Here is a 12,043-nt window from a genome sequence, read left to right on the forward strand (position 1 = left end):
ATGCACACCGATGAGCTGCCCCTGGTGCTGTTCACGATCCTCGCTCAGCTGGCTGTCGGATCGTTCGTCGTCCTCGGCGTGATCCACCTGGTCGCCCGCCTCCGCGGAATCCCGGACGAGCAGGTCGACAAGCTGTCTGACCCTGCGCTCTACGTCATCGGACCGGTGATGGTGCTCGGTCTCGCCGCGAGCATGCTGCACCTGGGCAACCCGATCAACGCCCTCAACGCCGTACGCAACATCGACTCGAGCTGGCTGTCGCGGGAGATCCTGTTGGGCTCCGCGTTCGCCGCGCTCGGCGCGGCCTTCGCGGCCACCCAGTGGTTCGGGTGGCTGACCCCGCGGCTGCGCCAGCTGCTGGCCGGGCTGACGGCGCTGGTCGGTCTCGGCCTGGTGTTCGCGATGTCGATGGTCTACATGCTGCCGACCGTGCCGGCGTGGGACACCTGGGCCACGCCCGTCTCCTTCTTCACCACCACGTTCCTGCTGGGCACCCTCAACATCGGTGCCGCCTTCGTGGGCGTGCTCGCCTGGCGTCGCCGGCGTGGCATCGAGACCGACGAGGGCGTGGCGGGTCTCGTGCCGGCGACCCTGAGGGGCGTCGCGGCGGCCGCCATCGTGCTGGTCGGCGTCGAGTTCGTGGTGCTGCCCACCCACGCCATGGAGCTAGCGACCGCGGGTGGGGCCTCGGCCACCTCCGCGGACGCGATCATGGCCGGCGGGGGAGCGGTGTTCGCGATCCGGCTGGCGCTGGTCTTCCTCGGCGCGGGTCTGCTGGGGCTGCTGCTGCACCGGGTGGCGCAGGTCGGGCGGGAGCGCCTGATGCTCACGACGGTGACGGTGGCGTTCGCGCTGGTGCTCACCTCCGAGACGATCGGACGAGTGCTGTTCTACGACGGCATGGTCCGGATCGGGATGTGAGATGACGATGAGCATGACCTCGAGGACCAGCGGGACCGCGACGCGGCTCGACGACCTCGCCGGCGCCTACACCTTCGTCGCCCGGCTGTTGCTCGAGCCAGCTGACGCCGCCCTCCTCAGCCGGGTCGGCGAGTCGGACCTGATGGACGACTGGCCGCTGCGCGACGAGACGTCGCTCGCGGGGGCGCGGCAGCTGCGAGCCGGAGCGGCCGAGGGGCCGAGACCACTGGTGGAGGACTTCCAGCAGCTGTTCGTGGGCCCCGGCCACCTGGCGGCACCGCCGTACGAGTCGGCCTATCGCAGTCGCGACCATCTGCTGTTCGACACGGCGACGATGGAGGTACGGCGCGCCTATGAGGAGTCCGGTCTGGTGGCGCCGGCCCTGAACCGCGAGCCCGACGACCACATGGGTCTGGAGCTCCAGCTCCTCGGCTATCTCTGCCTGCAGGCGCTCGACGCCCTAGCCGACCGGGACGACGACGCGCTGGCGACCGCGCTGCGCCGACACGACGACTTCGTCGAGCGGCACCTCGGGGTGTGGGCGGAGGAGTTCCTCGCGCGGGTCCGTGACGGGGCCCGGACGACCTTCTATCGCGCGGTGGCCGACCTCGGGTCCGGCCTGGTCACCCAGGCCAGGATCCCGCTGGCGACGTGAGCCGATGACCACCCAGACCGCCTCCGACCTGCTGGCCCCGCTGCTGCGGTGGCTGTGGCTGCATCCGGAGCCGGTCGACCTGCACCTGGTATGTCCCGGATGGGAGCGGTCCCTGCCGGTCGGCCGTCACGCGGTGGTGGTGCGTACGGAGACCTGCGCCCGTGGGCTCCCGGTCTCCGGCTACCTGGAGCTCGTGCTCGCCGGCGCGGCAGCGGTGACGCTTCATCCGGCCACGTGCGGGTGCACGGGCTCGGACGCCGAGAGCCTGCACGACGCGGCGGGCGTGCTGCGGGCGGCCGGGCGGACGGCGACGTTGAGCGAGGACTCTGACCCAGTCCCGGCGCCCTCATCGCCTCGCCGCCGCCGTCTCGCGCTTCGATCCCCGCCTTTGGGGGTGGCCGAGCTGCCGATGCCCCGGCGGGCCCTGCTGACCACGGCCGGCGTACGAAGCCGTGTCGCCGCGGCCGCGCGCCCTGCCTCAGAGCGGGACCGCCTCCGGGAGGCGCTCGCCGAGCTGGAGCTCCCCGCGTGGGCCGCCGCGGAGCTGGGGCTCGCCTCGGAGCCTCCGACCAGCGCGGTGCTGACCGTCGAGGGCTGTACGGCGTGCGGCGTCTGCGTGCGCGGGTGTCCCACGGGGGCGCTGAGCCTGTCGCGGCTGCTGGGCGAGGATGGCGCCTCGACCCGGGTGCTGCGCCAGGACGTCTTCGCCTGCACCGGCTGCGATCGTTGCGTGGAGCTGTGCCCCGAGGACGCGATGACCCGGACCGGACTCCACGGCTGGGACGCGCTGCTCAACGGGGCCGTCCCCCAGCTGGCGAGATGCGCGACCCGGCGGTGCGGGCGGTGCCGGGGCGCGTTCGTCCCCACCGGCGACGGTGATCTGTGCCCCGTATGCGCCTATCGTCGGGAGCGTCCCTTCGGCACCACGAGCGCACCCGTGCGCACCGACACCAGCCGGAAGGCACTGACATGACCCTGCTGACCCGACAGGAGCCCGCCGTCTCGGAGCACCACGAGCCGACAGTGAGCGACGTGCTCGTCCACCACCCGCAGACGCTGCCGGCGAACGCACGGGTCTGTGACGTCCGGGCCGCCTTCGCCGACGACCACGTGCACATGCTGCTCCTCGCGGCGGACGACCGCCTCGTGGGGGCGTTGGTACGCGACGACTATGACGCGTCCGTGAGCGACGACGACCCCGCCCTGCCGCTCTCCACGCTGGTGGACCGAACCATCGCGCCCGACGTCCCGGCCGAGCAGGCCCGGCAGTGGCTGGTCGCGCGCGGGCGTCGCCGCTTGGCAGTCGTCGACGACGACGGCCACCTGCTGGGGCTGCTGTGCCTCAAGCGCCGGCTGACCGGCTTCTGCTCCGACGCCGACGTCGCCGCTCGGGCCGCGGAGGCCGCCGCCAGGCACACCACCTGACCCGCCCCCAGCCCAGTCGGCGCAGTTTCACCGCCGACCCGGCGCAGTTTCACCGCCGACCCGGCGCAATTTCACCGCATGAGCGGCGTACGACGTGAAGATGCGCCGACTCGGGCGTCAAGATGCGCCGACTGGGGGGTGAAGATGCGCCGACTGGGCTGGGCTTGGGGGTAGGTGTGGGGCGTGGTCGGTGATGGCGGCGGCCAGCTCTCTGTCGTGTGTGGCCAGCAGCAGCGCGCAGTCGTCGTTCGGCGGTGTGGTTCCGCCCGGAATCCCGGGACAGCCGGCCCCGCCAGGATTAGCCTGGAAGCACACGTGACAGGAGGGCAGAGGCCATGTCACAGGTCTCTCCGCAGGTCGCCGACGGTGGCGAGCGCGTCGTCGAGGTCGTCGGTGGTCTCACTCGCGTCGCTGGCTTCATGGGCGTGAGGCAGCAGCGCTACACCTTGGTGATCACCGACCGCCGGATCGTCTTCGCCGAGCTCACCAAGGAGAAGGTCCGGGAGCTGGCCCACCTCGCGAAGGACCACGCGCGCGAGATCGGCAAGGGTGCCCTGGGGCAGCTGGGAGCGCAGGCAGGGGTGCCGTGGACCGCTGCCGAGGCCTATCGGGCGATGTCGCCTGAGGAGGTCCTCGGTGAGTCGCCCGGCAACTTCGCGGTGGACCGCACTGAGGTCCGCAAGGTCAGGTTCAAGCTCGGGTCGACCGAGGCTGCCGCGGAGACGGTCACGATCAGGACGGCCTCCGACACCTACAAGCTGCAGGTGGGTGGCTCCTTCCGTGGGGTCAAGGAGGCCTTCGCCCGGGCCGGCCTCGTCTGAGGCGCACGCGCACGCCGTACTTCCCGCACGAAACTGTCACTTCCGACGTGATCCTTCGTGTGGGAAGTGACGGTTTCACGAGTTAACTCGTGAAACGTCTCGTCCCAGTGGCCCCTCATGCCCCACAGGTCACCGCCGCGCGGCACGGAGACGGGGGAGCCAGGTCCGGCCGCGGAGCGGATGCGGCGGGGCGGGCGCGGGGGCGACGGCGCCCAGGGACACCAGACGCTCCTCGACGTCGGCCAGTCGCGCCTCCCGCGCGGCCTCGACGGGCGTCTGGCCCTCGAGCGTCGACACGAGCAGGGGGTCGGCGCCGTGGTCGAGCAGGAGATGGGCGACGTCGCGGTGGCCGGCGAGGATGCTGGCAACCAACGCCGTCGACTGGAACTCCGGGTGCGCCCAGTCGGGATCCACCGCGTTCTCCAGGTGGTGGCGCACGAGGTCGACGTCTCCCGCGCAGGCGGCGAGGAACATGTCCTTCCAGTCTCCAGCAGTCATGGGGACACAATGCCGGGTGAGCGCCGTCTCCGGGAGGTGCGCGACGAGAGGTGGGAAGGTGAGCGCTGCCGAGGTGCTGGCGGAGGTACGGCGCAGGGCCGCCGCGGCGCCGCGCGTCGTACTCGGGATCGTCGGCCCGCCCGGCGTCGGCAAGACGTACGTCGCGGCGCGGTTCCGCGCGGTGCTGCAGGCAGATGGGGTCCCGACCGAGACGATCGCGATGGACGGCTTCCACCTCTCCAACGTCCAGCTCGACCGGCTCGGCCTGCGCGAGCGCAAGGGGTCGCCCGAGACGTTCGATGTCGCCGGGCTGGTGTCCCTGCTGAGGCGCATCCGAGAGCCGGGCGCAGAGGCGATCTTTGTCCCCGACTACGACCGGGAGCTGCACGAGCCGGTGGCGGCGCGGCGCTGCGTCGAGCCCGGGACCCGCGTGGTGGTGGTCGAGGGCAACTACCTCCTGCACGACGCCCCGGGCTGGGCGCAGGTGCGCGCGCTCCTCGACGTGGCGTGGCACCTCGACGCCCCGGAGTCCCTGCGCGGCGAGCGCCTGGTCGCCCGCCACGTGGCCGGCGGGCGCTCGCCCGAGGAGGCCCGGGTCTGGGTCGAGCAGGTCGACAGACCCAACGCCGCACTCATCGAGAGAGGACGCACGCGCGCCGATTTCCTGACCGACGCGAGCAGGATCGACTCAGAGATCGCCCAGCTGGGCTAGCCAGGCGCGGCTGCCGAACGACTGCACCGACAGCGCCGCGACCTTCGCGGCCCGCTGCAGTGCGTCCGCGAAGCCCTGATCGCTCAGCCCGTCGCACCCGAGGTAGTAGGCGAGCGCCCCGTGGAAGAAGTCCCCCGCCCCGAGGGTGTCGACGGCCCGAACCTCCGGGACCGCCAGCGCCGCCACGTCCGAGCTCGGGGCCCAGTGCGTGACCGCGCCGGAGCCGGCGGTCACCGCGCCGTAGGGGACCCCGTGGGACCGCACCTGGTCGACGATCTCCGCCGGCCCGCCGGGCAGGTAGCGCTCCGAGACCACCGCCACCGAGACGTGGGGGAGCTGGTGGTCGGTGTAGGGCTTCTTGGCCCCGCAGTCCAGGACCACCGGGACCGACTGCGCCCGCGCGGCCTCGGTGAGCGGGATCGACAGGTCGGTCTCGTAGGAGTCGACGAGCACGACGTCGGGCCGGACCCGCGCCAGGAGGTCGAGATGACGCCCGGCTCCGGGCCGATCCGAGGAGCGCCCCCGGTCGACCGCCGAGATCACCGCACGCTCGGCGCTGGCCCGGGTGACGAGGATGCTCGCGACGGTGGTGAGGGTGGGGGTGGTGGCGTCACTCTCAGGCTCGGCGTCGACGACCTCGACGCCGTGCGCGGCCAGGTCGGCCGCCACGAGAGCCCCCGCCGGGTCGTGGCCGAGCCGGGTGAGCAGGGTCGCCCGGCCGCCCAGCGCGGCGAAGGCCACCGCCGCGTTCGTCGCCGGTCCACCCGCCGCGACGCCGACGTCCAGGGCGACGACCTTCTCGTCGGGCGCGGGCAGCCGCTCGACCAGCTGGATCACGTCGAGGGTGTTGAGGCCGATGAAGAGGCCCACGGGCTGAGAGGTCACGGGTCAATCCTCCCCGATGCGTTGCCCCGATCTGGGACCCTGGGGAGGAGGCCCGCGCGCTGACGGCCCGGGCTCGCCGAGGTGAGGAGCGCCATGAGCGGACCCGTGACCGAGACCGACGCCCCCTCCGACCACGCGGAGGCGAGCCACCCCGAGCACGCGTGCATGGAGATCAGCGAGAGCCACGAGAGCCAGGTCGGCAAGACGCGGGTACGTCGAGCACTGCCGCGTCGCGGGCGCCGTACCGTCGGGGCGTGGTGCTTCGCCGACCACATGGGGCCGGCGGACGTGACGGAGAACAGCGGCCTGGACGTGGGGCCGCACCCGCACATCGGGCTGCAGACCGTCACCTGGCTCACCGACGGCGAGGTCCTGCACAAGGACAGCCTCGGCTCCGAGCAGGTGATCAAGCCCGGCCAGCTCAACCTGATGACGTCCGGTGACGGCATCACCCACTCCGAGGAGGCGACCGGGCACTACCGGGGGACCCTCGAGGGCATCCAGCTCTGGGTCGCGCTCCCCGACGGCACCCGCGCCGGTGAGGGTGGCTTCGAGCACCATGAGGACCTGCCCCGCGCCGAGATCGACGGGGGAGTGGCGACCGTGCTGCTCGGCGACTTCGCCGACCTGCGCAGCCCGGCGCGTCACGACACGCCGCTGGTGGGCGCCGACCTGACGCTGCACGGCCCGACGAGCGTGCCGCTGCGTCCGGACTGGGAGTACGCCCTCGTGGTGATGGACGGCGCCGTCGCCGTCAACGGCCAGCCGCTGGTGCCGGGCAAGCTCGGCTACCTGGGTGAGGACCGCGCCGAGCTCTCCCTGGACGTGCGCGAGCCGACGCGCATCGTACTGCTCGGTGGAGAGCCGTTCCCCGAGCCGATCGTGATGTGGTGGAACTTCGTGGCGCGCTCGCGTGAGGAGATCGAGTTGGCCTACGCGTCCTGGGCCGCCGAGGACGACCGGTTCGGCCGGGTGACGTCGTCGCTGCCGCGGATCCCCGCGGCGGCACCGTGGTGGATGAAGAGCGAGGGGTAGTCGCGATGAGGGTCTCCAACAAGGTCTGGGTCGTCACGGGCGCGGGGAGCGGGATGGGCCGCGAGCTCGCGCTCGCGCTGCTGGGGCGCGGTGCTCGGGTCGCGGCGGTCGACCTCAACGCGACGGCACTGCAGGAGACGGCGTCCCTGGCCGCAGCCGGTGACCGACTCTCGAGCCACGTCGTGAACATCGCCGACCGCGCGGCCGTCGCCGCGTTGCCCGCGGAGGTGGTGGCGGCTCACGGGGTCGTGGACGGCCTGATCAACAACGCCGGCATCATCCAGCCGTTCGTCCCGGTCGCGGACCTGGACGACGCGGCGATCGAGCGGGTGCTCGACGTCAACCTGATGGGCACCATCCACATGGTCCGCGCGTTCCTGCCGCTGCTGCAGGCCCGTCCGGAGGCCCACCTGGCCAACGTCTCGAGCATGGGCGGGTTCTTCCCGTTCCCCGGCCAGACGATGTACGGCGCGAGCAAGGCCGCGGTCCGGCTCCTGACCGAGGGGCTCTACGCCGAGCTCCTCGACACCCAGGTCAAGGTCTCGGTGATCTTCCCCGGTGCGGTCAACACGGCGATCACCACGAACTCGGGCGTGGAGGCCGTGGCTGCGCAGGAGGGCGCCAGCGTCCCGATGACCCCGGCGGACAAGGCGGCCCGGATCATGATCGCGGGGATCGAGAAGGACAAGCTGCACATCTACGTCGGCCCGGACGCCCGGCTGATGAGCATCGCGATCAAGATCGCGCCGCGTCCGGCGATCCGGTTCGTGCAGCGGCAGATCAGCAAGCGGGTCGCCGCCCCGGAGACCTCGGTCACCCCCTGAGCGCGGCCCGCTCCCGGGCGGGACTTTAGCCACTACGAGGCGTAGTAGGTAAGCCTTAGCATCGCCAGCGTGTCCACCCTCTCCGACCGGATGCGCCAGCGCCGGCTCGCCCACGCCCCGGACCCGCACCACCCCTCCTCCCTGGCTGATCTCGAGCCGGGCGGGCGCGCACGGGTCGTCGGCTATGACGTCACGATCGACGCCACCATCGCGCGGCGGCTCTTCGACCTGGGCATCGTCCCGGGAACCGAGGTCGTCATGGTGCGGCGGGCGCCGCTGCGCGACCCCGTCATCTATCGGGTGGCCGACTATGAGATCGCGCTGCGACGCACCGAGTCACGCCGCATCCACGTCGTGTCGGTGTCGTGATCGGCCAGCGACGTCTCGCCGGACACTGCGTCGTCGAGGGGACGCTCGGTGCGCGTGAGGCGGACCTGCCCCGCTTCGCCCTGGTGGGGAGCCCGAACTCGGGCAAGACCACGCTGTTCAACGCCCTGACGGGGATGCACGCCAAGACCGGCAACTACCCCGGCGTGACGGTGTCTCGCTTCGAGGCCCTCACGCGGGCCGGGGCGGACGAGGTCGTCCTCGAGGACCTGCCCGGGACCTACAGCCTCGACCCGATCAGTCCCGACGAGGAGATCGTGGTCCGCGTCCTGGACCCCGACCACGAGGAGCCGGGCGCAGAGACGCCCGCCGGCCTGCTCGTCGTGCTCGCCGCCACCACGCTGCGGCGCTCGCTCGGCCTGCTCGCCCAGGTGCAGCACGCGGGCCTGCCGATCTGCGTCGTGCTGACCTTCACCGACGACCTCGCCCGGCGCCAGGGCCGTCTCGACGTCGCCGCGCTGAGCCGCGCCCTGGGGCTGCGCGTGGTCCCCGTCGTGGCGGGTCGACGCGACGGCGTGCAGGCGTTGCGGGGAGCCCTGGCCGAGTCGTCGACCTGGCCCGCGCCCGTCGTGCCACCCCCGACCGAGCCCGCCGAGGTCGTCGGCTGGGTCGAGTCCGTGCTCGGCGCCTGCGAGTACGGCGTGCCCGAGGTCGACGTGCGGACTCGGCGCGCCGACGCCGTGCTGCTCCACCCGATCGCGGGGACGCTCGTCTTCCTGGCCACGATGTTCGCGTTCTTCCAGACGATCTTCACCGTCGCCGCACCCCTGCAGGGCTACGTCGAGAGCCTCTTCGGCTGGCTCGGCGGCGTCGTCGCGGACCGGGTGGAGGTGCCCTGGCTCGCCGGCTTCCTCTCCGAGGCGGTCATCGGGGGAGTCGGTGGGGTGCTGGTCTTCCTGCCTCAGATCATGCTGCTCTTCGTGCTGATCGCGCTGCTGGAGGGCACGGGCTACATGGCCCGCGCGGCGTTCCTGATGGACCGGGTGATGGGCCGGGCCGGGCTCGAGGGGCGGGCCTTCGTGGCCCTGCTGTCATCGGTGGCCTGCGCGATCCCGGGGATCATGGCCACCCGGTCGCTGCCGTCGGCCAGGGACCGGCTGGCGACGATGATGGCCGCGCCACTGGTGACCTGCTCCGCGCGCCTGCCCGTCTATGTCCTGCTGGTCGGCATGCTCTTCGACGCCGACGACCGGATCGGCCCGTTCGGGGCCCAGGGCGTGACGATGTTCGCGCTCTACCTGCTCGGTGCCGTGTCCGCGATGACCGTCGCCTGGGTGTTCAAGCAGGTGACCGGTCGGAGCGGTCCGCTGCTGCCGTTCTACATGGAGATCCCGCCCTACCAGGTCCCGCGCTTGCGGAGTGTCGCGCTCGACGTCTGGACGGCCGCGGCGGCCTTCCTGCGCAAGGTCACCACGATCATCCTGGTCGCCACGATCGTGCTGTGGGGCCTGCTCAACCTGCCGCTGCAGAGCACGGCCGAGATGGAGCGGGCCGGCGTCGACACCCGCGACGACGCGGCCACCTCGTCGTACGTCCTCGAGCACTCGGCCGCCGCCACGCTCGGCCGGGCCGTGGAGCCGGTCTTCGCGCCGCTGGGCTTCGACTGGCGCATCGACATCGGCATCGTCTCGTCGCTTGCCGCGCGCGAGGTCTTCGTGGCGACCCTGGGCCAGATCGCGGCGGCCGAGGACCCCGAGGACCCGGCGCAGGCGCTCGCCGCGATGAGGGTCGAGGACGGGCCGGACGCCGGGCGGGTGCTGTTCGACGCCCCGACGATCGCGGCGCTGCTGGCCTTCTTCCTCTATGCGCTCCAGTGCATCTCCACGGTCGGGATCATGCGCCGCGAGACGGGCTCGTGGCGATGGCCGGCCATCGCGTTCGGCTACATGTTCGTGCTGGCCTGGGTGGCGGCGTACGTCGCGGGCTCGGTCGTCCGGGTGCTCTGGTGATCGGGGCACCGCGTCCGGTCCTCGTGCCCGTCCATCCCGAGTCGGTGGCGGGGGAGCCCCGGGCGCTGCGCTGGGTGATGCCCGGTGGTGTGCTGCCGACGGGACGTCTGGTGCGCGCGCCCGGACGGCTCGGGTCGCTGCTGGCGGATGCCACGATCACGGCCGGACTGGTCGAGCACGCCGGCCTGTGGCTCTGGCTGCGCGCCGACCTGAGCTGGGGAGCGTGGGGAGCCGCAGTCCGCAGTGCGCTGCACGAGGCCCTCGAGGCTCCCACCGACTGGGAGGTCGAGCCGGCTCCCGACGAGATCATGAGGCGGGTGGCCGCCGACGTGCTCGCCGGCCCGGCAGGCGACTACGTGCGCTCGCACGGAGGGCTCGTCGACGTCGCCGATGTGGGGGCCGACGTGGAGGCCGGCGTGGAGGGTGGCGTGCTGGTGCTGGAGCTGGGTGGTGCCTGCGCCGGGTGCCCGGCCATGGCGTGGACGCTGCGCGACCGGCTGGAGACCGCGCTGCGCAAGCGCCTGCCGGACCTGGTCGCCGTACATCCCGCCCCGTCGCCGCGCGCCCGCCCGTTCCGCTGAGTCGGCGCTGACGCGCACGTCAGATCCGTCGAGTCGGCGCGAGTGCACAGGTGTACGGCGTGCGCTTTCGCCGACTCGGGCGTCGCACGGCGTGCGCTTGTGCCGACTGGCGGGCTAGACCAGTCGGGGCCGAAAGGGCCTGGGATCCGCAGTCTCCGTGGCCTTGCCTGAGTGAACGCTCACATTCGCTGCGCGTGGTGCAACTGCGCGGCGGATCGGGGTCTCAAGGGCCCTTGACGACCCCAATGTTAACGCTCACACTCGAGATACCGGTGACACCGGTCACAACGGGTCCCGAGCCCGGAACCGAAGGAGACAGTGGTGAAGAAGATCTTGGTCGCGACTCTCGCGATCGCAATGGGCACGCTCACCGCGTGCGGAGGCGACGACGACTCCGCAAGCGATGACGGCAAGATCACGATGGGCTTCGCGCAGGTGGGCGCCGAGAGTGGCTGGCGCACCGCCAACACGAAGTCGATCCAGGAGTCGGCGGAGGCCGAGGGCATCGAGCTGAAGTTCTCCGATGCTCAGCAGAAGCAGGAGAACCAGATCAAGGCGATCCGCTCCTACATCCAGCAGAAGGTCGACGTGATCGCCTTCAGCCCGGTCGTCGAGACCGGCTGGGACACCGTCCTCCTCGAGGCGCAGCGGGCGAAGATCCCGGTGATCCTCACCGACCGTGCGGTCGACTCCGAGGACACCTCTCTCTATGAGACGTTCCTGGGCTCCGACTTCGTCCTCGAGGGCGAGAAGGCCGGCGAGTGGCTGGTCGAGAACGCCGGCGAGGCCGACGGCGACGGCGACGGCGACATCGACGTGGTCGAGCTCCAGGGCACCACGGGCGCCGCTCCCGCCATCGACCGCAAGGAGGGCTTCGAGACGAAGATCGCCGAGGGCGACTCGATCAGCATCGTCGCCTCGCAGACGGGCGACTTCACCCGTGACGGCGGCAAGAAGGTCATGGAGGCGTTCCTCAAGTCGGAGAAGGGCATCGACGTCGTCTACGCCCACAACGACGACATGGGCCTGGGCGCCATCGAGGCCATCGAGGCGGCCGGTCTGGTCCCCGGTGAGGACATCAAGATCATCACCGTCGACGCCGTCAAGGACGGGATGACCGCCCTCTCCGAGGGCAAGATCAGCTTCATCGTCGAGTGCAACCCGCTGCTCGGGCCGCAGCTGATGGATCTGGCGAAGAAGATCCTCGACGGCGAGGACGTGCCGGAGCGCGTGGTCACCGAGGAGACCACCTTCACCCAGGAGCAGGCCACCGAGGCTCTGCCGGAGCGTCAGTACTGATCGTGCTGACCTGACCCCTTCGGTGGCGGGGGGCTACCCAACACCCCCCGC

Annotated in this window: 14 protein-coding genes; 12 read left to right on the plus strand and 2 right to left on the minus strand. The window is 71.7% G+C overall.

Annotated features, from left to right (window positions below):
• The 5 genes from ACYU7L_RS21980 (at nt 1) to ACYU7L_RS22000 (ending at nt 3,822) form a co-directional block, all read left to right on the plus strand.
• Nucleotides 1-921: a dimethyl sulfoxide reductase anchor subunit family protein gene (locus tag ACYU7L_RS21980; RefSeq protein WP_460801077.1), complete on the plus strand. Its 921-nt coding sequence runs from the start codon at nt 1-3 to the stop codon at nt 919-921.
• Between the two features lie 13 nt (nt 922-934).
• Nucleotides 935-1,576 carry a TorD/DmsD family molecular chaperone gene (locus ACYU7L_RS21985; RefSeq protein ID WP_460801079.1) on the plus strand — a complete coding sequence of 214 codons (642 nt, stop codon included), beginning with the start codon at nt 935-937 and terminating at the stop codon, nt 1,574-1,576.
• A 4-nt stretch (nt 1,577-1,580) separates the two neighbouring features.
• On the plus strand, nt 1,581-2,549 hold the full coding sequence (locus tag ACYU7L_RS21990) for a 4Fe-4S dicluster domain-containing protein (protein WP_460801081.1): 969 nt from the start codon (nt 1,581-1,583) through the stop codon (nt 2,547-2,549).
• The gene (locus ACYU7L_RS21995) at nt 2,546-3,001 is read left to right on the plus strand and encodes a CBS domain-containing protein (RefSeq protein WP_460801083.1); all 456 of its coding nucleotides are present in this window, start codon (nt 2,546-2,548) and stop codon (nt 2,999-3,001) included. Before ACYU7L_RS21990 ends, ACYU7L_RS21995 begins: the two co-directional genes overlap by 4 nt.
• 335 nt (nt 3,002-3,336) lie before the next feature.
• Nucleotides 3,337-3,822 carry a hypothetical protein gene (locus ACYU7L_RS22000; RefSeq protein WP_460801085.1) on the plus strand — a complete coding sequence of 162 codons (486 nt, stop codon included), beginning with the start codon at nt 3,337-3,339 and terminating at the stop codon, nt 3,820-3,822.
• 129 nt (nt 3,823-3,951) lie between these two features.
• On the opposite strand, the gene ACYU7L_RS22005 is transcribed toward ACYU7L_RS22000, so the two are convergent.
• A complete protein-coding gene (locus ACYU7L_RS22005) occupies nt 3,952-4,320 on the minus strand; it encodes an ankyrin repeat domain-containing protein (RefSeq protein ID WP_460801087.1) in 369 nt (122 codons plus the stop codon).
• A 58-nt stretch (nt 4,321-4,378) separates the two neighbouring features.
• On the opposite strand from ACYU7L_RS22005, the gene ACYU7L_RS22010 reads away from it, so the two are divergent.
• A complete protein-coding gene (locus ACYU7L_RS22010; protein WP_460801089.1) occupies nt 4,379-5,032 on the plus strand; it encodes a nucleoside/nucleotide kinase family protein in 654 nt (217 codons plus the stop codon).
• Here ACYU7L_RS22010 and ACYU7L_RS22015 read toward each other — a convergent pair.
• Nucleotides 5,009-5,917 (minus strand): PfkB family carbohydrate kinase, encoded by a 909-nt coding sequence (locus ACYU7L_RS22015; RefSeq protein WP_460801091.1) that lies wholly within the window; start codon nt 5,915-5,917, stop codon nt 5,009-5,011. The genes ACYU7L_RS22010 and ACYU7L_RS22015 overlap by 24 nt on opposite strands.
• Nucleotides 5,918-6,010: 93 nt before the next feature.
• Between ACYU7L_RS22015 and ACYU7L_RS22020 the strand changes: the two genes are divergently transcribed.
• From ACYU7L_RS22020 to ACYU7L_RS22045, 6 genes are all read left to right on the plus strand, one after another.
• Nucleotides 6,011-6,952, plus strand: a complete 942-nt coding sequence (locus ACYU7L_RS22020) for a pirin family protein (RefSeq protein ID WP_460801093.1) — start codon at nt 6,011-6,013, stop codon at nt 6,950-6,952.
• Between the two features lie 5 nt (nt 6,953-6,957).
• Nucleotides 6,958-7,776 (plus strand): SDR family NAD(P)-dependent oxidoreductase, encoded by an 819-nt coding sequence (locus ACYU7L_RS22025; RefSeq protein WP_460801096.1) that lies wholly within the window; start codon nt 6,958-6,960, stop codon nt 7,774-7,776.
• Between the two features lie 69 nt (nt 7,777-7,845).
• Entirely contained in the window at nt 7,846-8,145 is a 300-nt protein-coding gene (locus tag ACYU7L_RS22030; protein ID WP_460801098.1) for a FeoA family protein, read from the plus strand.
• An 83-nt stretch (nt 8,146-8,228) separates the two neighbouring features.
• On the plus strand, nt 8,229-10,112 hold the full coding sequence (gene feoB, locus ACYU7L_RS22035; RefSeq protein ID WP_460801740.1) for a ferrous iron transporter B: 1,884 nt from the start codon (nt 8,229-8,231) through the stop codon (nt 10,110-10,112).
• The gene (locus ACYU7L_RS22040) at nt 10,109-10,693 is read left to right on the plus strand and encodes a NifU family protein (protein WP_460801100.1); all 585 of its coding nucleotides are present in this window, start codon (nt 10,109-10,111) and stop codon (nt 10,691-10,693) included. The genes feoB and ACYU7L_RS22040 overlap by 4 nt, the downstream gene beginning before the upstream one ends.
• A 321-nt stretch (nt 10,694-11,014) precedes the next feature.
• Nucleotides 11,015-11,992 (plus strand): ABC transporter substrate-binding protein, encoded by a 978-nt coding sequence (locus ACYU7L_RS22045; protein WP_460801102.1) that lies wholly within the window; start codon nt 11,015-11,017, stop codon nt 11,990-11,992.
• The last annotated feature ends 51 nt before the right edge of the window (nt 11,993-12,043 follow it).

The organism is Nocardioides pacificus, assembly GCF_054775955.1.

Excerpts from the sequence above, each read along its gene's own strand:
- ACYU7L_RS21985 (WP_460801079.1), top strand. The coding sequence starts at position 935 with ATGACCTCGAGGACCAGCGGGACCGCGACGCGGCTCGACGACCTCGCC.
- ACYU7L_RS22025 (WP_460801096.1), top strand. The coding sequence starts at position 6,958 with ATGAGGGTCTCCAACAAGGTCTGGGTCGTCACGGGCGCGGGGAGCGGG.
- ACYU7L_RS21990 (WP_460801081.1), top strand. The coding sequence starts at position 1,581 with ATGACCACCCAGACCGCCTCCGACCTGCTGGCCCCGCTGCTGCGGTGG.
- ACYU7L_RS21995 (WP_460801083.1), top strand. The coding sequence starts at position 2,546 with ATGACCCTGCTGACCCGACAGGAGCCCGCCGTCTCGGAGCACCACGAG.
- ACYU7L_RS21980 (WP_460801077.1), top strand. The coding sequence starts at position 1 with ATGCACACCGATGAGCTGCCCCTGGTGCTGTTCACGATCCTCGCTCAG.
- ACYU7L_RS22000 (WP_460801085.1), top strand. The coding sequence starts at position 3,337 with ATGTCACAGGTCTCTCCGCAGGTCGCCGACGGTGGCGAGCGCGTCGTC.
- ACYU7L_RS22020 (WP_460801093.1), top strand. The coding sequence starts at position 6,011 with ATGAGCGGACCCGTGACCGAGACCGACGCCCCCTCCGACCACGCGGAG.
- ACYU7L_RS22005 (WP_460801087.1), bottom strand. The coding sequence starts at position 4,320 with ATGACTGCTGGAGACTGGAAGGACATGTTCCTCGCCGCCTGCGCGGGA.